22 protein-coding genes are annotated in these 24426 nt (G+C 45.3%); 9 read left to right on the forward strand and 13 right to left on the reverse strand.

The genetic code is table 11. The features are described 5' to 3' along the window. Positions 1 to 88: 88 nt before the first annotated feature. The 6 genes from menE to CCZ37_RS08620 all read right to left on the reverse strand — a co-directional run bounded on the left by menE (position 89) and on the right by CCZ37_RS08620 (position 7333). On the reverse strand, positions 89 to 1540 hold the full coding sequence (gene menE / locus CCZ37_RS08595; RefSeq protein WP_094500307.1) for an o-succinylbenzoate--CoA ligase: 1452 nt from the start codon (positions 1538 to 1540) through the stop codon (positions 89 to 91). Then, the gene (gene menC, locus CCZ37_RS08600; protein ID WP_094500308.1) at positions 1531 to 2529 is read right to left on the reverse strand and encodes an o-succinylbenzoate synthase; all 999 of its coding nucleotides are present in this window, start codon (positions 2527 to 2529) and stop codon (positions 1531 to 1533) included. Before menC ends, menE begins: the two co-directional genes overlap by 10 nt. A 94-nt stretch (positions 2530 to 2623) precedes the next feature. Further along, a complete protein-coding gene (gene menB / locus CCZ37_RS08605) occupies positions 2624 to 3490 on the reverse strand; it encodes a 1,4-dihydroxy-2-naphthoyl-CoA synthase (protein WP_026027256.1) in 867 nt (288 codons plus the stop codon). Positions 3491 to 3535: 45 nt separating this feature from the next. Beyond that, positions 3536 to 4324: a 2-succinyl-6-hydroxy-2,4-cyclohexadiene-1-carboxylate synthase gene (gene menH, locus CCZ37_RS08610; RefSeq protein WP_094125693.1), complete on the reverse strand. Its 789-nt coding sequence runs from the start codon at positions 4322 to 4324 to the stop codon at positions 3536 to 3538. After that, positions 4314 to 6029, reverse strand: coding sequence for a 2-succinyl-5-enolpyruvyl-6-hydroxy-3-cyclohexene-1-carboxylic-acid synthase (menD, locus tag CCZ37_RS08615; RefSeq protein WP_094500309.1), 1716 nt, complete (start codon positions 6027 to 6029; stop codon positions 4314 to 4316). The genes menH and menD overlap by 11 nt, the downstream gene beginning before the upstream one ends. Continuing rightward, on the reverse strand, positions 6026 to 7333 hold the full coding sequence (locus CCZ37_RS08620; RefSeq protein ID WP_094500310.1) for an isochorismate synthase: 1308 nt from the start codon (positions 7331 to 7333) through the stop codon (positions 6026 to 6028). The genes menD and CCZ37_RS08620 overlap by 4 nt, the downstream gene beginning before the upstream one ends. A 217-nt stretch (positions 7334 to 7550) precedes the next feature. On the opposite strand from CCZ37_RS08620, the gene CCZ37_RS08630 reads away from it, so the two are divergent. The 3 genes from CCZ37_RS08630 to CCZ37_RS08640 all read left to right on the forward strand — a co-directional run bounded on the left by CCZ37_RS08630 (position 7551) and on the right by CCZ37_RS08640 (position 10855). After that, the gene (locus tag CCZ37_RS08630) at positions 7551 to 8765 is read left to right on the forward strand and encodes a pyridoxal phosphate-dependent aminotransferase (protein WP_010320008.1); all 1215 of its coding nucleotides are present in this window, start codon (positions 7551 to 7553) and stop codon (positions 8763 to 8765) included. 121 nt (positions 8766 to 8886) lie between these two features. Further along, on the forward strand, positions 8887 to 9471 hold the full coding sequence (gene yfbR, locus CCZ37_RS08635; RefSeq protein ID WP_010320009.1) for a 5'-deoxynucleotidase: 585 nt from the start codon (positions 8887 to 8889) through the stop codon (positions 9469 to 9471). Positions 9472 to 9529: 58 nt separating this feature from the next. Further along, positions 9530 to 10855: an anti-phage deoxyguanosine triphosphatase gene (locus tag CCZ37_RS08640; RefSeq protein ID WP_094500312.1), complete on the forward strand. Its 1326-nt coding sequence runs from the start codon at positions 9530 to 9532 to the stop codon at positions 10853 to 10855. A 49-nt stretch (positions 10856 to 10904) separates the two neighbouring features. Here the strand turns inward: CCZ37_RS08640 and CCZ37_RS08645 are convergent, their stop codons facing one another. Continuing rightward, complete coding sequence (locus CCZ37_RS08645; RefSeq protein ID WP_017045271.1) at positions 10905 to 11513, reverse strand: tRNA-uridine aminocarboxypropyltransferase; 609 nt, start codon at positions 11511 to 11513, stop codon at positions 10905 to 10907. 3 nt (positions 11514 to 11516) lie between these two features. On the opposite strand from CCZ37_RS08645, the gene rrtA reads away from it, so the two are divergent. Beyond that, complete coding sequence (gene rrtA, locus CCZ37_RS08650; RefSeq protein WP_094500313.1) at positions 11517 to 12110, forward strand: rhombosortase; 594 nt, start codon at positions 11517 to 11519, stop codon at positions 12108 to 12110. Positions 12111 to 12200: 90 nt separating this feature from the next. On the opposite strand, the gene sohB is transcribed toward rrtA, so the two are convergent. Beyond that, positions 12201 to 13262, reverse strand: coding sequence for a protease SohB (gene sohB / locus CCZ37_RS08655; protein WP_094500314.1), 1062 nt, complete (start codon positions 13260 to 13262; stop codon positions 12201 to 12203). Positions 13263 to 13352: 90 nt separating this feature from the next. Here sohB and CCZ37_RS08660 point away from each other — a divergent pair, with 90 nt between their 5' ends. Next, a complete protein-coding gene (locus tag CCZ37_RS08660) occupies positions 13353 to 14096 on the forward strand; it encodes a YciK family oxidoreductase (RefSeq protein ID WP_010320014.1) in 744 nt (247 codons plus the stop codon). A gap of 87 nt (positions 14097 to 14183) precedes the next feature. Here the strand turns inward: CCZ37_RS08660 and CCZ37_RS08665 are convergent, their stop codons facing one another. Both CCZ37_RS08665 and mlc read right to left on the reverse strand, forming a co-directional pair. Beyond that, a complete protein-coding gene (locus CCZ37_RS08665) occupies positions 14184 to 15128 on the reverse strand; it encodes a chemotaxis protein CheV (RefSeq protein ID WP_094500315.1) in 945 nt (314 codons plus the stop codon). Positions 15129 to 15218: 90 nt separating this feature from the next. Then, the gene (mlc, locus tag CCZ37_RS08670; protein WP_010320016.1) at positions 15219 to 16436 is read right to left on the reverse strand and encodes a sugar metabolism global transcriptional regulator Mlc; all 1218 of its coding nucleotides are present in this window, start codon (positions 16434 to 16436) and stop codon (positions 15219 to 15221) included. Positions 16437 to 16715: 279 nt separating this feature from the next. On the opposite strand from mlc, the gene pyk reads away from it, so the two are divergent. Beyond that, entirely contained in the window at positions 16716 to 18164 is a 1449-nt protein-coding gene (pyk, locus tag CCZ37_RS08675) for a pyruvate kinase (RefSeq protein WP_010320017.1), read from the forward strand. A gap of 48 nt (positions 18165 to 18212) precedes the next feature. On the opposite strand, the gene CCZ37_RS08680 is transcribed toward pyk, so the two are convergent. Next, positions 18213 to 19385 carry a patatin-like phospholipase family protein gene (locus CCZ37_RS08680; protein ID WP_010320018.1) on the reverse strand — a complete coding sequence of 391 codons (1173 nt, stop codon included), beginning with the start codon at positions 19383 to 19385 and terminating at the stop codon, positions 18213 to 18215. Positions 19386 to 19403: 18 nt separating this feature from the next. Then, positions 19404 to 19493, reverse strand: coding sequence for a cytochrome bd-I oxidase subunit CydH (gene cydH / locus CCZ37_RS08685; RefSeq protein ID WP_094500316.1), 90 nt, complete (start codon positions 19491 to 19493; stop codon positions 19404 to 19406). 134 nt (positions 19494 to 19627) lie between these two features. Between cydH and CCZ37_RS08690 the strand changes: the two genes are divergently transcribed. The 3 genes from CCZ37_RS08690 (at position 19628) to CCZ37_RS08700 (ending at position 22246) form a co-directional block, all read left to right on the forward strand. Further along, positions 19628 to 20212, forward strand: a complete 585-nt coding sequence (locus CCZ37_RS08690) for an outer membrane beta-barrel protein (RefSeq protein WP_010320020.1) — start codon at positions 19628 to 19630, stop codon at positions 20210 to 20212. 478 nt (positions 20213 to 20690) lie between these two features. Continuing rightward, positions 20691 to 22151 carry a sodium-dependent transporter gene (locus tag CCZ37_RS08695; RefSeq protein ID WP_094500317.1) on the forward strand — a complete coding sequence of 487 codons (1461 nt, stop codon included), beginning with the start codon at positions 20691 to 20693 and terminating at the stop codon, positions 22149 to 22151. Further along, positions 22151 to 22246, forward strand: coding sequence for a MetS family NSS transporter small subunit (locus CCZ37_RS08700; protein WP_010319106.1), 96 nt, complete (start codon positions 22151 to 22153; stop codon positions 22244 to 22246). Before CCZ37_RS08695 ends, CCZ37_RS08700 begins: the two co-directional genes overlap by 1 nt. Before the next feature lie 342 nt (positions 22247 to 22588). Here CCZ37_RS08700 and ptsG read toward each other — a convergent pair whose 3' ends face one another. Continuing rightward, positions 22589 to 24019 (reverse strand): PTS glucose transporter subunit IIBC, encoded by a 1431-nt coding sequence (gene ptsG, locus CCZ37_RS08705; protein WP_010319107.1) that lies wholly within the window; start codon positions 24017 to 24019, stop codon positions 22589 to 22591. Positions 24020 to 24426 lie beyond the last annotated feature (407 nt).

The following is a 24426-nucleotide window of genomic DNA, read 5'->3' on the forward strand; positions in this document are numbered from 1 at the left end:
GTGGTATAGATAAGTAATAGTTCACCTATCAATAGAGTCAACCAGCATCCGAAGATAATATTTCAGGTAGAGTATCTTATTCACCGAGCTAAGTGAGAGGAAAGTAACGATGCTGATGGTTAGCAAGCCATGTTTTTACGGCTTTGCGTGATATTTTAATGCCCGTATCATTGAAATGATTTGGCATTAAAAAATAATCGATGGGATATTTAAATCTTTCAAGCTTGCCATTGAGCCACTGCTCTAACGCCTCTTTTTTAGGCATAGTTTGGCATTGCAACAAAGCAACGCTGCGCGCGCCAAACTCATCATTATGCACAGGGATCACCATCGCTAAAATAATATCGGGGTGGTGAGATAATACCGCTTCAATCTCTTCACAATGAATGTTTTCGCCTCCAGAGATAAATTGGTTATCAACGCGGCCAATAATACATAGCTCATCATTCTGCCAATGGCCAAGATCTTGGCTGTCGAACCATCCTTGTTCATCGATAAGAGGCGTGATTAAGCCTTGTTGGTAATAGCCACTGGATATGGTTTCACCGCCAATGAAAATGCGCTGACCTTGTAGCTTCACTTGCCGTTTAGGTAGCACGTGACCAACACTCTGGCTTGCGTTAACACGTTTTGCTGTGACAGTGGAAGCCGCTTCCGTCATGCCATAACCCACCCAAGTTTCAATGCCATGCTTTGCCGCCTGCTGGGCGAGATAGTTTGGGATATGGCCTCCGCCAAGCAGCACGTGCGTTAATGCGAGTGGTGTTTTACTGTCTAATAAACGCTTCAGTTGAGTAGCAACCAATGAAGCATGCGTGACATGAATTATATCTTGGGTGAGATCGCCGCTGCCGACTTTTAAGCAAGCACCAGCTACTAGCCAGCGATAAATAATGGCTAACCCAGACACATGATACATCGGTAAACTCAGCAGCCACGTATCATGGCAACGAAATGAAAATACCTCAAGTAAACCACTGGCTGACGACCAATGCTGCTGAAAAGTATGAATAACGGCTTTAGGAACCCCAGTAGAGCCAGAAGTAAAGATGATTGAGGCAAACTGTGTCTCAGCCTTGTTTACCATAGCGTTCGTAGGCGGCGAAACATGTTCGTTAGTAATATGTTCATGAGTAAAAAGCCGGATGTTAGCCTCAGCGAGCAATGAAGCTAGCTCACTCTCCTCAAGCCTAGCTCCTTCACCTAACCATAACCAATGTGGTTGATTCTCTCCGTATAAGGTACTGAGTTTCTGTTTCAGCAGCATCACAGGTTGTGGCATGGTGATGGCGCAGATCACGCCAAGTTTTAACGACGCAAGGTAGATTAACACTAACTCAAGGCTATTCTTACCCACTAACGTAAGCACATCTTGGTTCTGCAAACCTTGTTGCTGCATTGCAAAAGCATAAGCGTCAATACGGTTCGTTAACTGCTGCCAAGTGTAGGTTTGATTCGCCGTACGCAATGCGATCGCGTGCGGCGTATACAAAGCATGTTGTTGCCACGGCTTTTGGCAAAAGGAAACGCCTACTCGCATTGAGATTGCCAAACCACCGTTTGCTGAGCGAGCGTTTGTATCGGCAATGCGCTGTTGGGCCATGCGCTTTCGAGTTGTGCTTTAAACAAACTAATCGTATCTAGCCCCGGAATTTCATTAGGCAGTTGCCACTGCGCAAAACGAGCTAATTGGCAAAGTCCTAAACTCGATTCGATGCTAGAGCTAATAACGGCTTGAATGCCTAATGTTTTAGCTTTTTCAATCAAAGTGATACAGCGCTGTACCGACCCAATCAAGGTCGGTTTAATCACAATGGCTTTCGCTCCCGTCAGATCTTCTAGCTGAAAATCTGCACGGCGAACGGCTTGCTGTAAGGTTTCATCCCACGCAATCGCAATGCCCGTATTGATAGCAAAAGCCAAGCTGTCACTGGGAGATGGACACGGCTCTTCCAAAAACGCAATGCGTTGACGCAGCGAAGGAGAGACATATTGGGCAAATTTTTCAGCTTTAGCGGGTGTCCAAGCTTGGTTAGCATCAAGACGCAATTGCAAATCAGGCATAGATTCTAAAAACAGATTTACGATCATCCCATCGCGAATCGCTTCGTACAGCCCAACTTTAATCTTCGCAACTCTATGATCGCCCGGTAGCGCGTTCAGAAGCGGGATCAGTTCATCAGGGTCTCCCGAGCACAAAGGTGCTGCGTGATAGTGTCCGGCTTGAGGCAACCCACCATTCAGCTCTAACTCCGCCATCGACAAACCAAAGGCAACAGAAGGAAAAAGATCATCATAGGTAATAAGCTCACCACTAACCCAAAGCTGAAGCTGCGCGATTAACTGCTGCTGTGCTTGCTCAAGTGACTCTAAACTGAAACCGGGTAATGGGGCAACTTCACCCAACGCCAAACCGTGATCATCTTGTAATTCAATGATCAGACCTTCACGTTCTACCAGCTTCTGATTGCGGAGAATAACGCCGCTATCCATCGGTAAACAGTAGCGATACAGTGTTGCGCTGCGCATAATTTCAACCTTTTGTTCGATATTCGACTTTGTTCATTGAGACCACTAGCCCAAATCATCACGGAAAATTGGATGATTTGAGCCGATTTTACGCTTAAGGATTACGAGGGAATTTATTGAAATCAGGGCGGCGTTTTTCATTGAAGGCATTGCGCCCTTCTTGCCCCTCTTCTGTCATATAGAACATCATGGTTGCGTTACCCGCCAGTTCTTGCAAACCTGCTTGGCCGTCACAATCTGCGTTGAGCGCTGCTTTCAAACAGCGCAGCGCCATAGGGCTATGCTGCAATACTTCACGACACCAGCGAACCGTCTCTTTTTCTAAATCAGCTACTGGCACAACCGTGTTGACCAGCCCCATGTCCAACGCTTCTTGAGCATCATAAAAACGGCAAAGGAACCAAATTTCACGCGCTTTTTTCTGCCCAACGATACGGGCCATGTAAGACGCACCCCATCCACCATCGAATGAACCCACTTTGGGCCCTGTTTGACCAAACTGGGCATTTTCTGCCGCTATGGTTAAATCACACATCATATGCAGCACATGGCCACCACCGACAGCCCAACCAGCAACCGCCGCAATTACAGGTTTCGGACAGGTACGAATTTGGCGTTGGAAATCGAGCACATTGAGATGATGCGTACCGGACTCATCACGATAGCCGCCGTAGTCGCCACGAATTTTTTGATCGCCACCAGAGCAAAATGCCGCTTCACCAAGACCAGTTAGAATGATCACGCCAACTTGCTCATCATAACGCGCATCGGCCAGCGCACTGATCATCTCTTTAACCGTTTGTGGGCGAAAGGCATTACGCACCTGAGGGCGGGCAATCGTAATTTTGGCAATGCCATCTTGCGATTTGTGATAGTGAATATCTTCATATTCGGCACTGCAGTCACTCCAGATGACTGGTGCGTACAATTCTTGTTCAGTAATACCGACTGTTTTAGCCATGGTGCTTTCCATTGTTCTATTAATTATTGTTTTTGAACCAACGCGTTAGCATTGGCTGATAAATTCTTGAATAAGATGAGCAAATACTTCGGGCTGCTCATAATGGACATTATGCCCTGCAGCCTGCACTTGGCGATATTCGAAACCGCTTTGTTGTGCCAGATGAACAAACTTACTGTCCTTCTCCCCACAAACATAGACCATTGGCAATGCGACTTGCTCAAGTTGTGCGAGCAGATAAGGCTGCTTTGCCAATGAAGTCGAAAGTAGCATGTGAGCCACTGCAGCCCCAAGATTAGCACTGCGTTGAGTGACTAAAGTTTGTCTTTGCTCATGATTTAATGAAGAAAAAACGGGTTGATGATACCAATCGACCAAAACTCGCTCAATCTGCTCAGTTTGGAAACGATGTGCCCAATGGTGATCATTTTTCAATCGTTGCTCACGTTCAAAAGAACTCTGCAAGCCGAAGTTGCCACCCTCAACGATCAAACCTTGAATATTCAACGCCGAAAAACGCTGCATCGCCACGCCATACATTGCCAGCCTTCCACCAAGTGAATAGCCCACCAATACGATAGGTGTTTTTTCGCCAAGCTGCTTAAGCACGGTTGCAGAAATGTGAGCGCAGCACTCATCAAAGTCATCACATAAGAGAGACTGACTACCGCCATGACCGGGAAGATCAATCCATAATTGCGAGTATGGCGCAAGGAAAAGCGCCGTTTTCGACCAATCTCGCCCACTGCCTAGTAAACCATGTAGAAAAACCAACACTGGCTCGACCGACGTCGAACCTGTGTTGGTGCTGCAATAAAAACGACTACAAAGCATAGACTTGCTGGGTAAATTGTGTGATTTGCTCACCGGCTTGCCCAGACGGCGTGGTCACTTCAACCAATAAGGTGCCAGTACCCTGCTGTAAATGTTCACGGACCAAGCTTTGATAAGCAGATAAGGTTTGCGGACAAGCATAACCTAAACGAAACTGCCGTGCGGCGTGTTCAAATTGGTAGCCATGGGGCATTTGGTACAAGGCGGTTTTGTGCGCTTTGGGAACAGGTAATAGATCAAAAATAGCGCCACCATCATTATTCACCACCACCAGCACCAGAGGCGTGCTGACTTGGCTAAGCAGAGCTAGAGAATTCAGATCATACAGCAATGACGTGTCACCAATAAATACCAACATTGGATTATGATTGGCTCGCTGTACTCCTGCGGCGGTTGCCACTAAGCCATCAATGCCCGAAGCGCCTCGATTGGAGTAAACCGAACGTCCCTCAATTTGAGCAAACATATCGGCTAAACGGACGAACAAACTGTTGCCGATAAAGAGATCGGCCCCTTCGCTACGCTCGGCCATATCGAGCGCTAAACCAATCTCTGTAATGGAAGAGTCACCGTTCAAATGCAATTTAGCCAGTTGGGCAATCTCTTGCGCCACAGTTTTTATTCGATCCGCCCAACCCGCTTGCGCCGCACCTAAAGCCGTCAATTTGCCAATATGGCGATCAATCCAGCACGCAATATCAGTGACAAACTGCTGTTGCATCAGATGGTTTTGATTATTACGCGCCATTTGGGGTGAAACGTAAATATACTGCACATTACCCGTATGAGCATGGCTAGCTAGCCATTGGGTAAGCCGTTTTGAGACCAGCCGTGAACCGAATTGGATCACCACCTCACTTTCACTAAGCAGCTCACGTGCTCGCGCATTTTGTAACCACAAATCAAAATGCGCCCATTCGCTGCTCACGCCTGACTGAGGATCGCACAAGACTGGCCAACCGAGTTTGTTGGCAAAATGCTTGGCCTTCTTCGCTTCAGCTAATGTCAACGAACCAAGAATCACCAGCCCTTTTTTACTCAGCCATGCACCATCATCTAGCGTTTTTGTTTGGGTTTGGTACTGGCGAGAGCTGAATGCTTGCTCACGCTGACGCCACGCTTCAATCACAACTAAATAATCCGCGTAGAGATCTACATCATGTTCGGCATAAAGTGGTTCGGGAAAGGGACAGTTAATCTGTATTGCACCACCCATATAATCTTGGTTGGCCATGGCCTCATCCACTGTGGTTAACAACCAAGTCAATGGAATAGTCGTCGATGGACTGGGTAGATTCACCGCCTGCGTGACATGTGATGAGTAAATACCTACTTGATTGATTGCTTGATTCGCACCGCATCCTACAAGCTCAACGGGCCGGTCAGCCGTGAGTACAACGAGTTTTTCACCCGTGAGGTGTGACTCAGCAATCGCTGGCAGTAAATTAGCCGCCGCCGTGCCAGAAGTGACAATCACCGCAACTGGCTTTTGGCTCGCCTTAGCAAGACCTAAAGCAAGAAAGCCCAGCCCACGCTCATCAAAGTGAGTATGGATTGCGAGCTTGTGATTAGCGGCCGCCTCTAAGGTCAAAGGTGTCGAGCGTGAACCCGGAGCAATACAGATCTCTTGCACCCCAAGTCGAGTAAGCTCCTCAAGTAGCGTTTGGCTCCAAATTCGGTTCAGCACGGCTTGGTCATGCTTCATGACGCCACTCCTAGAGGAAAATGGTCGCTGATCAAACTCAGTAAGGTTGCCATTTTTTTGTCTAACTCTTGCCATTCGTGCTCAGCCACTGAACCCGGAACAATGCCCGCTCCGGCAAACAGTTGGACCTGATTGTCCACCAGCAAAGCACTGCGAATCGCCACACAAAACTCCGCTTGTTGATGGCTAAAATAACCGACTGAGCCGGCATACCAACCACGTGCAAAAGGCTCATTGGCTTGAATAAAATCCATCGCTGCTTTACGCGGCAGGCCTGCTACAGCAGCAGTTGGTTGTAAAGCGCTTAGCAGTTGTACACCATTCACGCCCTTTTTCAGTCGCACATGGATACCCCGCTTTAAATGCTGCACTTTGCGCAAACGAATCAAACGGACTTCCTGTTCCACATCGGAACTATCAGAATGAGGCGTTAACCGCTCAATAATGTCATCAACTACATATTGATTTTCATTAAGATTTTTACTGTCTTGAGTAAGCCAATGAGATAACTCCATGTCTTGGCTCGCATTTTCTCCCCGACCGATAGTTCCAGCTAACGCTTCGGTATACAAAGTCTGCCCTTGGCGAAGGTATAAACGTTCAGGTGTCGAGCCCATAAAGCTGTGTTTTTGATCAAGTGCGAATAAAAAATGAAAACTGTGATGATTGTGCTCAGCACTTGCCTTAAGCAACTGCGCCGCGCTTAACGGCTTATCTAAACTGAGTGTCGTTTGCCGCGCGAGCACAACTTTCTTAAACACTTGATGCTCAATTCTATCAAGGGCTTGATTAACCAATTGCTGCCACTGTACCTCATTAGGTTGATGGATAACCTGTTTTATATGTGACGTCATGGCACGTAACGGGTTAATCTCAAGCTGCAGTTTACACAGAGCATCCAAGGATCGCTGGCGTTCAGAAGTCACATTCGCCGCCAATGACCACTGGCCATCACAACGAATCAACTCAATTTGCGGTAAAAAGAAAAACGATGGCAAACAACGGCGATTTTTGTCCGTATGCCCATCAAACGAGCGCCCTCCCCAAACTCGCTGATCCTCGCCAAGAATAGCGTAGGCAGGCTCGGCTTCAGAAAAAGTATACAGTTGACCTAATGCCACTACCTCTTCACGCGTATCACGCGACTGCCAATAAAATTTAGGGAAAATGGGTTGTGCTTCAAGCCAATCAATTGGCGCGAAAGGGGGAGCTTCTTGCAGTATTTGTACAAAACGAACGTCATCATCCTTCGCGTCGTTTATTTGCTCGATGAGCCGAGCAATAGCTTGATGAAAATGCGACAAATCGACCTCGAAAACATTGAGACACGGGCTTTACTGACGGCTACTCTATTTAGAGAGGGAAACGAAATCAAGACTACGAGTTATCTTTTGCAGATTCCTGTGATGGCGGGCATCCTCATCTATATCTTACAAGTAACCAATGGCAGATTTTTATTCTATCAAACCTCAATTTAGTGTAGTTTAATAAAGAAATTATTTATTTTTCAGGAATTATACAATGCAAAATATCGGGATGTCGTCAAAACTCGACAATGTCTGCTATGACATTAGGGGTCCTGTACTCAAACATGCTAAACGCATGGAAGAAGAGGGGCATAAAATACTGAAGTTAAACATTGGTAACCCCGCCCCATTTGGCTTTGACGCCCCAGATGAAATCCTAGTTGATGTGATCCGTAATCTGCCTACTTCACAAGGCTATTGCGACTCAAAAGGGATCTATTCCGCGCGCAAAGCCGTGGTGCAGCACTACCAGAAAAAAGGGCTGCGTAGCCTAGATGTAGAAGATGTTTACATCGGTAATGGTGCTTCAGAGCTTATCGTGATGGCGATGCAAGCGCTGCTTAATAATGGCGATGAAATGCTTGTCCCTGCTCCGGATTATCCATTATGGACCGCTTCGGTAGCCCTCTCCGGTGGCACTGCCGTGCATTACTTGTGTGATGAAGAAGCCGATTGGTACCCTGATCTCAACGACATCAAAAGTAAAATCACGCCCAAAACACGCGGTATTGTATTGATAAACCCCAACAACCCAACAGGGGCTGTCTATAACCGTGATTTTCTGCTGGAAATTGTTGAGATTGCACGCAAGCATAAATTGATCATTTTCGCCGACGAAATCTATGACAAAATCTTATACGATGGTGCAACCCATACGCCTATTTCAACGCTAGCTGATGACGTTTTAATGGTCACTTTTAACGGCCTGTCGAAAGCGTACCGTGTGTGCGGATTCCGAGGCGGTTGGATGTTCCTTACCGGGCCAAAACACATCGCCAAAGGTTATGTGGCTGGTTTGGAAATGCTTGCCTCAATGCGTTTGTGTGCCAACGTGCCCATGCAGCATGCGATTCAAACCGCATTAGGCGGCTATCAAAGCATCAACGAGCTGATTTTACCCGGCGGCCGACTGCTCGAACAGCGCGACCGCGCGTGGGAACTCATCAACCAAATCCCCGGCGTTTCATGTGTCAAACCTAAAGGAGCCATGTACCTGTTCCCGAAAATCGACACGAAAATGTACAGCATTAAAGATGACCAAAAAATGGTGCTCGACTTCTTAAAACAAGAGAAAGTGCTATTGGTTCAAGGAACGGGCTTTAACTGGCCAAAACCGGATCACTTCCGCATTGTCACCTTACCGCATATTGAAGATTTGGAAATTGCCATTGGCCGCTTCGAGCGTTTCTTATCGACCTACAGTCAGTAGCATTCTGACGTAAACTTCCATATGCTAAACGGGCGCACTTTTCGATACTGAAAGTGCGCCCGTTTTCTTTTAATCGCCAATTTTTCTCTTAGTCCCCAAAACAGCAAGGATGTTTATTGCAATGAAAGAGAGTCACTTTTTTGCTCACTTAGCCCGAATGAAGTTAATTCAACGCTGGCCTTTAATGCGATCCATCTCCAGTGAAAATATCTCTGAACACAGCCTACAAGTGGCATTTGTCGCTCACGCTTTAGCCGTAATCAAAAACAAAAAATTTGGCGGCAAGGTGAACCCTGAACGGATTGCGATTTTAGGTATGTACCACGATACCAGTGAAGTGTTGACAGGCGATCTTCCGACACCAGTTAAATACTACAACCCCGATATTGCGAAAGAATACAAAAAAATAGAAGCCGCTGCCGAACAAAAACTGCTCTCAATGTTGCCAGAAGAGCTGCGTGACGACTTTGCTCCGTACCTCGTTTCAGAAGCCGCGCACCCTGAAGATGTGACGATAGTCAAACAGGCAGATTCGCTCTGCGCCTATCTCAAATGCTTAGAAGAGCTCAGCGCGGGCAACCATGAATATGCGCTGGCCAAAAAACGTTTAGACGTCACCTTACGAGATCGCCATACACCTGAGATGGAGTATTTTCTCAATACCTTTGCCCCTAGTTTCGAATTAACGCTGGACGAGATCAGCTAACTCACGCTAAGTTACTTGTTAAGTGTTTGAAAAACATAAATGTACTGCAGGAGATGGCATGGATATATCCATTGACCCCAAATGGCTTGAACGCCAAGATGATGAGCATAAAATCCGCCGCGATGATCACCGTAGCCCCTTCCAACGCGATCGGGCGCGTATTCTTCACTCTGCGGCATTTCGTCGCTTGCAAGCCAAAACTCAAGTACATGGCACTAGCCTGAATGATTTCCATCGCACTCGTCTCACTCACTCCTTAGAAGCTGCGCAACTCGGCACTGGGATAGTGGCGCAAATTAAACTCAAACAACCTGAGTTTCGTGATTTGCTGCCTTCGGATAGTTTGATCGATTCCTTATGCCTAGCGCATGATATCGGCCATCCTCCTTATGGTCATGGCGGCGAAGTGGCGCTCAATTATATGATGCGCGATCACGGCGGCTTTGAAGGCAACGCGCAAACCTTTAGAATTGTAACCAGCTTAGAGCCCTACACCGAACACCATGGCATGAACCTGTCACGCCGCACTGTGCTAGGGTTATTAAAATACCCTGCGCTGCTGAGCCAAACTCGCGCCGTACAGCAACCCAATGCAGTCGCTCACCAGCGTCAGTTGAAAGCTAAAGAGTGGTCGCCTGCTAAGGGAATATACGATTGCGATCACGCGATTTTTTGTTGGGTAACGGAGCCGCTCTCTGCGCACGATAAATCCCTGCTCAGTCAAATGCGTGGTCAGCCCGCAACGCCTTATCAACATCACAAGACTCGCTTTAAATCACTCGATTGCTCAATCATGGAGCTGGCCGACGACATTGCCTACGGCGTGCACGATTTAGAAGATGCCATCGTACTTGGCATGGTAACTCGCCAACAGTGGCAAGAGGCCGCAGCCTCGAAACTGGCCGAATGTGGCGATGCGTGGTTTGAAGAACACATCGCATCCATCAGTGAAATGCTGTTTGCTGGCAAACATTACCGTCGTAAAGATGCGATTGGTGGGATGGTTAATGCGCTACTGACTAGCATTCATATTCAAGCCGTTGATGCGCATTTTAAGAATGAACTACTCGCCTTTAACGCCTATTTAGAACCCAATATGGCCGCCGCACTGGAAGTACTGAAATCATTTGTGAGCCAATATGTGATTCAAATTCCGCAAGTGCAGCGTTTTGAATACAAAGGCCAGCAGATCATCATGGATCTGTTTGAAGCACTGAGCGCCGATCCTGAACGCTTACTGCCAGAAACAACGCGCGGTAAGTGGCAAGCCCAAACTAATGAAGACGATGGTATGCGCGTCATCTGTGACTATATTTCGGCTATGACCGATGGCTATGCGCAAAGGCTCCATCAACAACTGTTCTCAGCTCATAATCACTATTAATGGCTGGTTGAGTGGTAGCTTCTGCCACCGTTACTCACTGATATAGCTGTTACTCACTGATATAGTTTTGCTTAAAAACCCCAGCTGGCATTTGGCTAATTTGAAAGGCAACCATCGCATCAAAAGCATCAAGGAGCGGTTGAAAATTTTGCCGAGGCTCAAGCAATGACAAGATATGAAAACCAGCTTCAACGGTCGATAAGCTGTTTTCACTCGGTGCTTTACGAATGCGATAATTGCCTTTGAGATCGGTCGGCAAGTGCAAACACGCTAGCGAATGTAAATTGCTCGAGAGTTGCCACATTTTATACGCTTTCTTCCAAGTACCATCGAGTAAAATAACTCGTACTTTTCTGGTATCAGCATTGATGTTCATAGCCGACACGGGCTGCGCAGTCTCATGCGGGTAAAGTACATAGTTGAACACATCCGGCTCAGCTAAGCACTCATTCAGCTGAGTGTGCTGGCTAAAATCTTCGGCAACAAAGCGCCTGCAATTGGCTAAAGATAAATCGAGAATTCGGGCTGTGCCCATTGGGCGATGTTCTTCTGTCGGATGTTGAAGAATGATAAGCTCGACCGACGAGGAAAGCGGCACGATCAAAGAACAGATGCAGGCTTTTCGCGCTTTACCACATTGAGAACAGTATCGAGACATAACGTGAATTACTTTCGCCTTTGCTTACTAAACATAAACCATCAAAAAAATCGTTATTTTGCACTACTTGCTATCAGCTTGGTCTGCTTGGGATTGCAATGGCCGCCGCTGGCCGCCCTCAGTGCGTGGAATCGGCCTGCCATTGAAGCGGGCCAATGGTGGCGGATCCTAACAGGAAATTTCACACACACCAACTTTACGCACCTTGGTATGAACCTCGCAGGGCTGTGGATTATCCATTTTGTGTTTCAACCGAGCAGTAAAAAATGGTTAATCAGCCTTCTGGCAACCAGCTTGATGGTAGGCGTCAGCCTTTTTTTGAGCCGTATGCAAGTCTATGTCGGCCTTTCAGGCGCGCTCCATGGAATGTTTGCCTATTTGGCGCTGCAAGAAGCACTGCAAGGGCGTCGCAGCAGTTGGCTGCTGGTGGTTGGTGTTATTGTCAAAGTTGTCTGGGAGCAAATGTTCGGCGCTTCAAGTAGTACTAGTGAGCTTATTAATGCACGCGTGGCTATCGAAGCCCATTTAGCGGGCATGTTGGCCGGGTTGATCTTCGCCATCGGTGAATGGCTGAGATCAAAAAAAACGGAGAAGTAACGCACTTCTCCGCTTATCCGCTTATCCGCTTAATACTCTTAATACTCTCTGAAAAAATAATCTGCCTGCTTCGAGAAAGAAGCGCCTAACTTAAACGATTGGCCGTTGGCCGCGACTGATCAATTTCAGCAACACGCTATCGGCCGCTTCGCCTGCAACACCAGCCAATTTATCAGTCAGTTTTTTCTTCTGCACATAATGGATCGCCAGTACCGTTTTATCTTTACACGCAGCAACCACTAAGTCGTCAGAAGTCTTGATCTCATCGACTAAACCGAGCTCTTGAGCTTGAGTCCCAAACCAATGTTCGCCAGTGGCCACTTTCTCAAGGTCAAGCGCTGGGCGATGCTCGCGGATAAAATTTTTAAACAGTTCGTGAGTCTCTTCGAGTTCCTGCTTAAACTTATCGCGCGCTTTATCGCTGTTTTCACCAAACATAGTCAGGGTGCGTTTGTATTCACCGGCGGTCAATTGTTCAAATTCAATATCATGTTTTTTAAGCAGTTTATTGAAGTTAGGCAACTGTGCAATAACCCCAATGGATCCGACAATCGCAAAAGGAGCGGCCACAATTTTATCAGCAATACACGCCATCATATAGCCACCGCTGGCAGCCACTTTATCCACTGCGATGGTTAAGGGTAATCCAGCCGCTTTAATGCGATCGAGCTGCGAAGAAGCCAAACCATAACCATGCACCATGCCACCGCCAGTCTCTAAACGCAGCAGCACTTCATCACCTTGACGAGCAACAGCGAGAATGGCGGTCACTTCCTCGCGTAGTGAACTCACTTCTTTAGCATCAATACTGCCATTGAAATCCAGCACAAAAAGATGCGGTTCACGTTTGGTATCTAATGCTCCCTCTTTCGCCGCTTTTTTGATCGCTTTATCACGTGCTTTGTTTTTCTCTTTTTCGCTTTTATTTTCTGCTTTATCACGAGCCTTCAAGAAAGCCTCATCATGTAGATGGTGTTCCATCTGCTCGACCATTTCTTTATGACGCTCGGTTAAATTCACCACTTCCAGCTCGCCTTTCTGCGCGCTGTTTTTTCCGCCCACCGATTTCACGATGACCAATAGCACAACAAGAGCGATGACGATTGTCGCAATCTTGGCCAAAAATAGGCCGTAGTCCAATAAAAATTCCAACGTCCTAATCCTCATAGGTTTTGATTTGGTGTATTGTAACCATCTTGTCACGAAGACTTAAAGCAAATCATAACAATAAGGAAGCACAAGGTGGATTATTCAGTTTCTGCAGATGCCCTCAAAGATAAAGTCATTTTAGTTACGGGTGCTGGCGACGGTATCGGTAAACAAGCCGCCATCAGCTATGCAGCCCACGGCGCAACCGTCATTTTGCTCGGCCGCACGGTGAAAAAATTAGAACAGACGTATGATGAGATAGAAAACGCTGGCTACGCAACAGCTGCGATTGTTCCGCTGGACATGAAAGGAGCCACCAAGCAACATTATCTCGATATGATCGATACCATTGCAGAGCAGTTTGGTCGCTTAGATGGCGTGCTACATAACGCGGGTCTTTTGGGTGTGATCAGCCCGTTTGATCAGATTGGTGAAGATTCTTATGACGATGTCATGCAGGTCAACGTCAAAGCGCAGTTTTTACTCACCCAAGCAGCGCTACCATTGCTGCACAAATCTCAAGATGCGCGGATTGTATTTACTTCTTCAACCGTAGGCCATGATGGTCGTGCTTTTTGGGGCACTTATGCTATATCAAAATTCGCCACAGAAGGGATGATGCAAGTACTGGCTGATGAGCTAAGCAACACGTCAATTAGAGTGAATGCAATTAACCCCGGTGGCACGCGCACAGGGATGCGCGCTAAAGCTTATCCCGCTGAAGATGTGGAGTTGTTGAAAACGCCTAAAGATATTATGCCGCTTTATCTCTATCTAATGGCGCCGGAAGGCCAAGCCATTAATGGTCAATGTATCGACGCACAACCGAAAAAGTAATGGCTTAGCTTTTTCTTAATCTGTCAATGCCTTGCCTCATCAGCAAGGCATTGTTGTTTGAGGTACACCATCAAACTACGGAAAATCTTACGAAAGCACATCACGTAAACGATCTTGCGCTTCTTTCACCAATAAATCCGGTTGAAATTTCGAGATAAAACGGTCACAGCCCACTTTTTTAACCATAGCTTCGTTGAAATTGCCACTCAATGAAGTATTGAGAATAATGTGCAACGATTTCATTCTCGGATCACTGCGTACCTCAGATGTCAATTTATAACCATCCATTTCTGGCATTTCAGCGTCGGTAATCATCAATAAAAGCTCATTCGTTACGTCCCTTCCTTCATCACACCATGACTTCAAAAGATTCAGTGCTTCTAAACCATCTCGACATTCAATAATCTCTAAACCAAGTTGTGATAGCGTCCCTTTGACTTGGTTGCGAGCCGTTGAGGAATCGTCCACTATAAGAATTTTTCGCCCAACCATCTCTGAAACCAAGGCATGGTCAAGAACGCCTTCCGAGATAGAGACATCATAATCAATAATCTCAGCTAACACTTTTTCCACATCAATGATTTCAACAATATGACTACTGTTGACCTCTTTAACATGGGTGATAGCGGTCAGATAATTAGAGCGACCAGCTAAACGCGGTGGCGGCTGAATTTCAGTCCAAGCAGTATTGATAATATTGCGAACTTGCCCAACCAAAAAGCCTTGAATGCTTCGGTTGTACTCGGTGATGATGAGGTTATGCTCTTGGTCATCCAAACGAGATGGAGGGAAACCTATCGCACTGCGCAAATCAATGACAGGAACAGGCACTCCCCTCAATGAGGCGACACCCGTAATATTATGATGAGAACCGGGCAATTTTGTTAATTGAGGAACTTTGATCACTTCCCTCACCTTAAACACATTGATCGCAAAGATTTGCCTGCTGTTTAAGCTGAATAAAAGCAGCTCAAGTCGATTCTCTCCGACAAGATTGGTGCGCTGGTCAACCGTATTTAAAACACCTGACATACGAAATCCCGAAAATTATAGTGAACTCACATAACAGTATAGCCATATGGGTTAATTGTAAAAAATATAAATGATCTAACCGCGAAAAAATTAACCTTCGACCACTTTCATCAGCAAAAGTCCATCATAGAGGGCTTGTTTAATCAAAGCCGCACCAGGCATAGTTGCCTGTTTATAAAAGCGTGATTCGACTAATTCGAGATCTTGGTGATAGACGGGTAAGCTCTGCTCTTCGATACATTTTTGTAATGCAGGGTATAACACGTTTTTAGCTTGGTTGATAACACCACCGATCAGAATTTTTTCTGGGTTAAATAGGTTGATCACAATCGCGATAGCGGCCCCTAAGTAACGCCCTAGTTTCTCTATCACATCCACCGCCAATGGGTCACCCTCTGCTGCAGCCTCACAGATATCTTCGATGGTAATTTCTCTGTGCTCAGTCAATGATGAAACCTCACCGTTTGCAATACGCAGCGCCACTTCTTCACGAATCGCTTGCGAACTAGCGACTGTCTCTAAGCAGCCAATATTGCCACAATGACAACGTTTACCATGCGGATCAATTTGGATATGCCCTAACTCACCGATATTCCCATGCCGACCTTGTAGCACCCTGCCATCGAGGATAATTCCGGCACCTAAACCGTGGTGAATAGAGATCAGAACCGAATTTTCATTGCCTTGCGAATGACCAAACAACTTCTCAGCCAGTGCCCAAGCTCGGGTATCATTCGCCACAAAAACAGGTAGCCCCGTCGCCTTATAAATTTCAGGACCAAGAGCCAGATTTTCCACATTGTAATGCGGCATCTGCAGTACAATCCCTTGCTCTGAGTTCACTAAACCGGGCAAAGTAATTGCAATGCTTGTCACGCGATCTAATTGCGACGAGTAGGTTTGAAAAAATTCTTCAATTTCGTAAAGCAACCTAGCGAGCACGTCATCTTGGTCTAGCTCATGGATCTCAATTTTGGTGTCGATCAACACTTCACCACCCAACTCATGCAGAGCAATAATTAGGTAGCCACGGCCTAAACGCATGGATAAAAATTGCCATCCCTCGTTATTGGTTTGTAAACCAACGGCAGGGCGACCACGGCTGATCGCTTCTTGTACTGTCGTTTCATGGATTAAATGAGCTTCAATTAACTCACGAGTAATTTTGGTAATACTTGCCGGAGCAAGCCCACTCTCTTTCGATAAATCAATGCGAGAAATGGGACCTTTTTGGTCGATAAGTTTATATACACGACCAGCATTGACCTGTTTGATATGATCAATATGGCCTGGTTGCGCCATATACATTGGGAGCTCCAGAAATCAATAACATGCCAATTTTTTTACTTTGCGAACTAATTGTGAAGCGCTTTAGTATATTGCCGTGACAAGTATCACGGATATACATAGTTCTTGGTGTATTTAGTCAATAAATTGCTATTTGTTTACATTCAAAAAATATGAAACCACTCTTTTTTTGTGACGAGAATCATCTAGCACCTGTCGATAAATTTAACGCTTATCCCCTTTCTTTCGCCAGATCTTGCATATACTTAATCCAGATTCCCGCCCCATCAGGAGAACACAATGACCGCGGTGTTAAGAAGAACAAAAATCGTCACTACTTTAGGCCCATCAACAGACAAAGGCGAGATATTAGAGGCGATTATCAAAGCTGGCGCAAATGTTGTGCGCATGAATTTTTCACATGGTAGCTCCGAGGACCATAAACTGCGAGCGCAACGAGTAAGAGCTATCGCGGCTAAGTTGGGTCGCCATGTGGCTTTACTTGGTGATTTACAAGGACCAAAGATTCGAGTCTCCACATTTAAAGAAGGAAAAATCTACTTAAATGAAGGTGACCGATTTGTTCTGGATGCAGAGTTACCCCCAGGGCAAGGTGACCAAAATTCGGTTGGCATTGACTACAAAAAACTACCACAAGATGTACAGCACGATGATTTACTGTTACTCGATGACGGACGAGTACAACTACTCGTCACCGCTGTCGATGGTGCAAAAATACATACTACCGTCACTGTTGGTGGCTCACTTTCAAATAACAAAGGCATCAACAAGAAAGGAGGCGGTTTGTCGGCTGAAGCGCTGACAGAAAAAGACAAACGAGACATACTACTGGCCGCCGAAATAAAGGTCGAATATCTGGCTATTTCATTTCCTAGAAATGGCGAAGATATGAAATACGCTCGCCGGCTCGCTCGTGATGCAGGCCTTGAAGCAAAACTCGTGGCAAAAGTAGAGCGAGCAGAAACGGTAGCCAATGATCAGAACATTGATGACATCATTATGGCCTCTGATGTGATCATGGTCGCTCGTGGTGATTTAGGAGTCGAAATTGGAGATCCAGAGCTGGTGGGTGTGCAGAAAAAACTGATCCGCCGCGCTAAGGCACTCAACAGAGTCGTTATCACTGCTACACAAATGATGGAGTCAATGATAGAAAACCCAATGCCAACCCGCGCGGAAGTAATGGACGTTGCCAATGCGGTGCTGGACGGAACCGATGCGGTGATGCTTTCAGGTGAAACCGCTGCTGGGAAATATCCAGTAGAAACGGTTCGTTCAATGGCCGAAGTGTGTGTTGGAGCAGAGAAAATGATCGAAGCTAGCCAGCAAAATTACCGAATCGATACTTCGTTTGTGACTGCTGAAGAAACTATTGCCATGTCCACTATCTATGCCGCCAATCACATGGAAGGGATCAAAGCCATGGTAACTCTAACCGAATCAGGAAGAACAGCACTTATGACCTCCCGCTTAAACTCTGTGCTGCCTATCTTTGCTATGTCACCTAATGAGCGAACTTTAAATCGTTGTGCTCTATATAGAGGGGTCACTCCAGTCTATTTTGACACCAAGGCAGACACTGGATTTGATGTAGCCGTTGCAGCTCTCAATACGCTTAAGGAGAAAAAGCTGTTAGAGTTCGGTGATTTAGTAATCATCACTCAAGGTGACATTATGGATGTTGAAGGGACGACTAACTGTATGCGTATACTTCCAGTCCTTGAGTAATTTGACTATCCCCGTTGGCTGAATAGCCTCGGGGATACTCCTCCACGATTATGTCATACGCGACTGATATGCCTGCTGTGCTTGGCTAAAGTCCTCAATAAAACGGTAACCCGCCGCGAGACCTAATTCATAATCATGAAGTAGGTCTTCTTGACGACTGAGTAAGGAGTTCGATCTCAGTGGTTCACTGGGTACAATTTGTAGGATGTAAATATCATCTGGTGGAGCATGCAAAAATTCTTGAGTTAAAGAATACGTTTGGTAATGCACCATCAACATATCCGCCAACCCTGAATCAAATTTGTCGCCAATTAAGTGACTTAAGCGATATATATCGTCAGCGCCAAATAACCAACGCCCACCATTAAGCAGTTCCAAACTTATCTTTTCACGTTTTTGCTGCTTAGAACGCTCTATCTGTTGATGGAGAAAACCACTCCACTCTTGCTTCCAGTGAGACAATTTCTGCTGCCACTGGCCTTGGATATTTTGTAGAGGTTCATGCAACCAATGAGGCTTGTTATAAGACGTAGTATATGGTGAAGGCTTTAATGTTATTCGACTATCGACCGAGGCAACATCAGGACATTCTGTACGAATGACAGCGGCAAAACGAGCACCTTTTCGCCATGCTTCTTGCACTGGAATTGATGCTGATACACCACCATCAATATACAGTTCATTACCCAACTTAACTGCGTGCGGGTATAAGCGAGGAATCGCACAGGTAGCAATCATTACCTCTCGCCAGTTACTTTCTAATACCGGGAAATAATGGTCGTGCAGCGAGTGTGCTGAAGTAACCGCCGCGTAAGCTTTTCTTTTCGCAAGGACTTGGCATCCCATATCGACATCCAACCTATAAGGAAATTCCGATATGCGATCTAAAGCCCAATCCAAGTTCATGAACTGCTTACGCCGAACGTAGCTAAATAGATTAAAAAAATTAGCATCCGTGGTGAGTTCTAAAATAAAAGCTTTGCCTAACCCATGCTGACGACATAGGTAAGCGCACAAATTCAATGCACCTGCAGAGGTGCCATAGAATTCATCAAAGGGATCAAAATTGGAAACAAGGAACGCATCCAACACACCTGCGGTAAAAATACCTCTTTGGCCACCACCTTGGGCAACCAATGCATTTTTTCCTCCAATATACTTCGAGAGCCGATCTAAATCCGCTCTCGTCTCTTTATCAGAGATAGTTCCACTAGTGTTCATCAGCAGAACCCTCGTTGATTAATGGCTGATAGCGATCAAACCAAAACCAATCAGAACAGCAAACACTGTTGCAGTAATCACTAATGCATATTTTAGATCAAGTTCCATAGCCACCTCCTACCAGATAACAAAGTAATAACATCAGTGTGAAGTATCTTCAAGAATCGTTGGTTTTTCGTGCACAATTATGGAGTTACTATCACAATAACCTAATCGTTAAAAAGTGGCCGAGGTTAATAGCTATGCATCAATATAATAAAGTCATTCTTATTATAGGATCTTTATCTGCTCCCTATGCACAAGCACAAGTCATCGTTTCTCCTTTTTTTGGGTATACGCTTGGGGGAGAGGTCGCGGATAAAGCTGGCAATGACTATGATTTAAAAGCTTCATCTAGCTATGGCCTCGCTATAGAAACTGATTACGAAAAAGGCCGAATTGGTCTGTTTTATGCTACTCAAAACACCGCGGTTGAAACCATTAACGCGGATGCGAACATCCATTACCTCCACTTTCAAAGCAGCATTTATTATCCGACAAGCCAACAATTGACCGCTTATATAGGCCTAGGTATCGGTGGTTCTTATGCAGATGTTGATTGGGCTAAAGATAAATATGGTTTTTCTTCAAGCTTGTTTGGGGGTTTTGAGTATGCCCTTACCGATAACATTGCGCTGAATAGCCAAGTGCGTTGGTTAGGTACCTCTGTTGACAACGAAACTTCAGCAACCTGTACACTGCCTTCTTCAGAAACGTGCGTGATTCGTTTTAAATCTGATTGGATAAATCAATTTTCGGCTAATATCGGCCTAACAGTTCGTTTTTGAACTGAGATAAAATTGCGGTGTGATTCACTAGTGAGTGTATGTTTTTCAGTCATACACTCTTCGACAAAAAATAGTTTTATCATTTATATTTTCCAACCAGAAAAGTTATAAATCCTATTCTTGTTAAAAAATGGCGCTCATTCCACCTAAAACCCAATTAATTAACAACTAATACACCATCAAAAAACCAGAGAGTAACATTTGCAATCTATTGCCTTAACTTCGATTAGTCTGTAGTCTCGAACCCATGCGTAGCTGATTATTTCAGATACGGCAAACACACATCGAACTATTAAGAACAATATTCTGAGTTCTCGTTAAGCTGACAACACATAAAACTATTTTTTTGCCAGTTCATGGATGATGGCGCAAATATTCATCGGTCTATTTAGTGTGCCGATAGTATTCATCACTCCAGCACTGGCTCCTCAGCCGAAGAGAAGCTTCATACCTCAGGGAAGTCGTAAAGGAGTAAACAATGAAGCGAGAACAATGGGGATCCCGTGCAGGGTTCATTCTAGCTGCCGTAGGTTCGGCTATCGGTCTTGGAAACATATGGCGTTTCCCTTATATGGCTTATGAGAATGGGGGCGGTGCATTCTTCATCCCTTATCTTTTCGCCATGATCACCGCGGGTATACCGTTTATGATCCTAGAGTTTAGCATGGGTCAAAAGCATCGCGGTTCAGCACCAGCCACACTGGCTAAAATTCACGCAAAGTTTGAATGGTTAGGTTGGTTCCAAGTAGGGATTGCCGCAGTTATTGCTGTGTATTATGTAGCCGTTATTGGCTGGGCTATTTCCTACTTTGGTATGTCGTTTACACAAAGTTGGGGAACCGATACTAATGCTTTCTTCTTTAGCAACTATTTAGTACTCGGCGATAATTCACCGACCAATCTCGGTAGCATTCAATGGAAAATCGCCATTGCAATGCTGATTGCATGGGCCATTACTTATGCTGCTATCGTCGGTGGAGTGAAATCAGGGATCGAACGTGCTTCAAAAATCATGATGCCAATACTGTTTATCATGGTACTGCTTTTGATTGGTCGCATGATTTTCTTGCCCGGTGCATTAGATGGCGTGAACTACATGTTTGAACCTGACTTTAGCAAGATATGGGATGTGAAGGTTTGGGCTGCTGCTTATGGGCAGATTTTCTTCACCCTAAGCATTGGTTTTGCCATCATGCTGGCGTATTCGAGCTATCTTCCCGAGAAATCAGACATTACCAATAATGCCTTCATGACAGTATTGATTAACTGTGGCTTCTCAATTCTGGCAGGGATTATGATTTTCTCTGTTCTTGGCTACATGGCTCATGAACAAGGTAAACCGTTGACCGAGGTCGTATCTGCGGGCGTCGGTCTTGCCTTTGTCACGATCCCAGCAGCTATTAACCTACTACCAGCACCTTATATCCTTGGGCCAATCTTCTTCTTTGCACTTGTTGTTGCAGGCCTAAGCTCACACATATCAATCATTGAAGCTGTCACCTCAGCCGTCATCGATAAACTAAAGTGGAGCCGTAAAAAAGCGGCTAATGTTGTGATCAGCATAGGGTTTGTGATTTCAATGGCCTTTGCGACCAACGGCGGCCTGTTATTGCTCGACCTTGTCGATCACTTTGCAAATAACGTGGGCATTATGGTGAGCTGTCTAGTGGAACTTACGCTAATGGCATGGCTATTTAAGATTTCTGACGTACGCAAATACGTCAACAGCATTTCCGATTTCAATATTGGCGTGTGGTTTGATATTTGTCTGCGCTTTATCTCACCTGTAATTTTGGCCATTATTGTCGCCACAAAACTGAACGCTTTATTTACTGAGGGTTACGGTGGTTATGATCTCACCCTAGGATGGATCATGATCGGGTTACTCTTCGCTATAGGCGTAACAATCAATGCAACAAGCCGCAAGGAGTGCAACTAATGACGACAAGTGCAATTATTATGATGATTATTGGTTTGGGCATTACATGGGGTGGCGCCGCCATCTGCATTAAAAAAGCCATGAACAAACAATAATCCTGTTGATTCTAAAAGCCGATGTCATCATCGGCTTTTTTTATGCCTGTCGACAACCGCTACACCTGCCTCTTGAAGCCAAACCTATTCATGCCACCCAAACCACAGCAAAATTAAACAAGTGATGTGAATAAAGAAATAGAGCGAAATAGCCCTTACTCGATTATCGTTTGAGATAAAAGAGAGTTAAGTCAACAAGCCGAGCGTGAGATCCGTATTATCGCCCTAATAGGACAGCTCAATGAATAAACTGATGCAACGTATAAAAATAATGAACGCGTTAGAGAAAAAAGAAAAGGAGGCATAATGCCTCCTTTTTATAGGGGAATGAAAAGATAAGAATTAGCCGTGATTACGGATCCACTCATCCATTTCAGTTTTAAGGTTGTCAGACTTAGTACCAAAGATAGCTTGCACGCCACCCGATACAATCACAACACCCGCGGCACCAAGCTGTTTCAGTTTCTCTTGGTTTACTGCTTCTGTTTTAGCAACAGAAACGCGTAGACGAGTAATACATGCATCTAGGTTAGTGATGTTCTCTTTACCACCAAAGGCTGCAACAAGTTCACCGGCTAACTCACTACCTGTAGCAGAAGAAGCTTCTTCAGATTCATCTTCACGGCCTGGAGTTTTCAGGTTCATCGTACGGATAACGAAAGTAAACACGACGTAGTATAGAACTGCATAAGCAATACCTAGACCAACCAGTAGCAACATGTTTTCAGCACGAGGAGATTGAACAACAAAGTCAATGAAACCGTTCGAGAACGTGTGGCCGTGAACAACACCTAAAGCATTAGTCAATACATATGCAAGGCCTGCAAGTACCGCATGGATTGCATACAAAACAGGAGCAATGAATAGGAATGAGAACTCGATAGGTTCTGTAATACCCGTTAGGAATGAAGTCAATGCGGCTGACGCCATGATGCCCATTATTTTAGCGCGGTTTTCTGGTTTTGCAGAATGCGCTATCGCAAATGCAGCAGCAGGAAGACCAAACATCTTAAATAGATAACCACCCGCTAGTTGGCCAAAGCCATTACCCGCAGCACGAGACGCATCATCAGCCGTCAAGAAGCAAGTCATGATACCGTTAACTGTCTGCCCTGCACCATTAACACATTCGCCTGCTTGGTAGAAAAACGGTACGTTCCAAATATGGTGTAAACCAAATGGAATCAATGAACGCTCAACGACACCGTAAATACCAAATGCAGTTACAGGGTTTTGGTTTGCTGCCCAATCAGAGAATGTCGCGATAGCTGAGCCAACAGGAGGCCAAATGATAGATAAAACAATACCTAGAGCAATCGCAAGGAAACCCGTAATGATTGGTACTGCACGTTTACCCGCGAAGAAGCCAAGATATTCAGGGAGTTGAATTTTGTAGAAACGATTGAATGCCCAAGCAGCAACACCACCTGCGAGGATACCACCAAGAACGCCTGTCTCGATGTTATCAACACCCATTACGACTGCCATTACTTTTAGCGTCGCAACCATGATGCCATAGCCAACAATTGCTGACAGGCCTGAAACACCATCGTTATTCGTGAAGCCTAATGCTACACCTACTGCAAAGAGTAGTGCCATTTGACCAAAAACCGAACCACCAGCTTGTTCCATTAAATGTGAAACAACTTCTGGTAGCCAGCTAAAGTTCGCTGCACCCACGCCAAGCAAAATACCCGCAACTGGTAAAACTGATACTGGAAGCATCAGAGCCTTACCAACTTTCTGCAGGTTTGCAAAAAGGTTTTTAAACATGTTTATGCTCCTGATTAAGTTATTAGAATTGTTTGGGTTCTAACGGCGCACCCCCGTAGCCTAAATGTTAGCACCCAATGAAAATGTAACCACATATCGCATTATATTTTTCGCCTCTAAATATATCTTGATGCCACTCAAACTTTCTAGTTAGTAACGAATTTTTGTTTCAAAACAATAGACCGATCACAATGCGGGAGGGTGTACACACAGTCAAACAATAGATGTAACTTCATGTTTTATAATGACATTGTTAACAATATTATTAATTTCGCAGAATGAATAATATTAGCGCACTTGTTATTTTTAGTAACAAAATTACATTTTCAACTTTAAAGCTTACTTTTCCACCAAACCAAGTAAACAAGGCAATAAGCTGTTGATTATCAGGCTAACTTGATAAAAAA

The sequence above is a fragment of the Vibrio qinghaiensis genome (genome assembly GCF_002257545.1).
GTDB lineage: Bacteria > Pseudomonadota > Gammaproteobacteria > Enterobacterales > Vibrionaceae > Vibrio > Vibrio ordalii.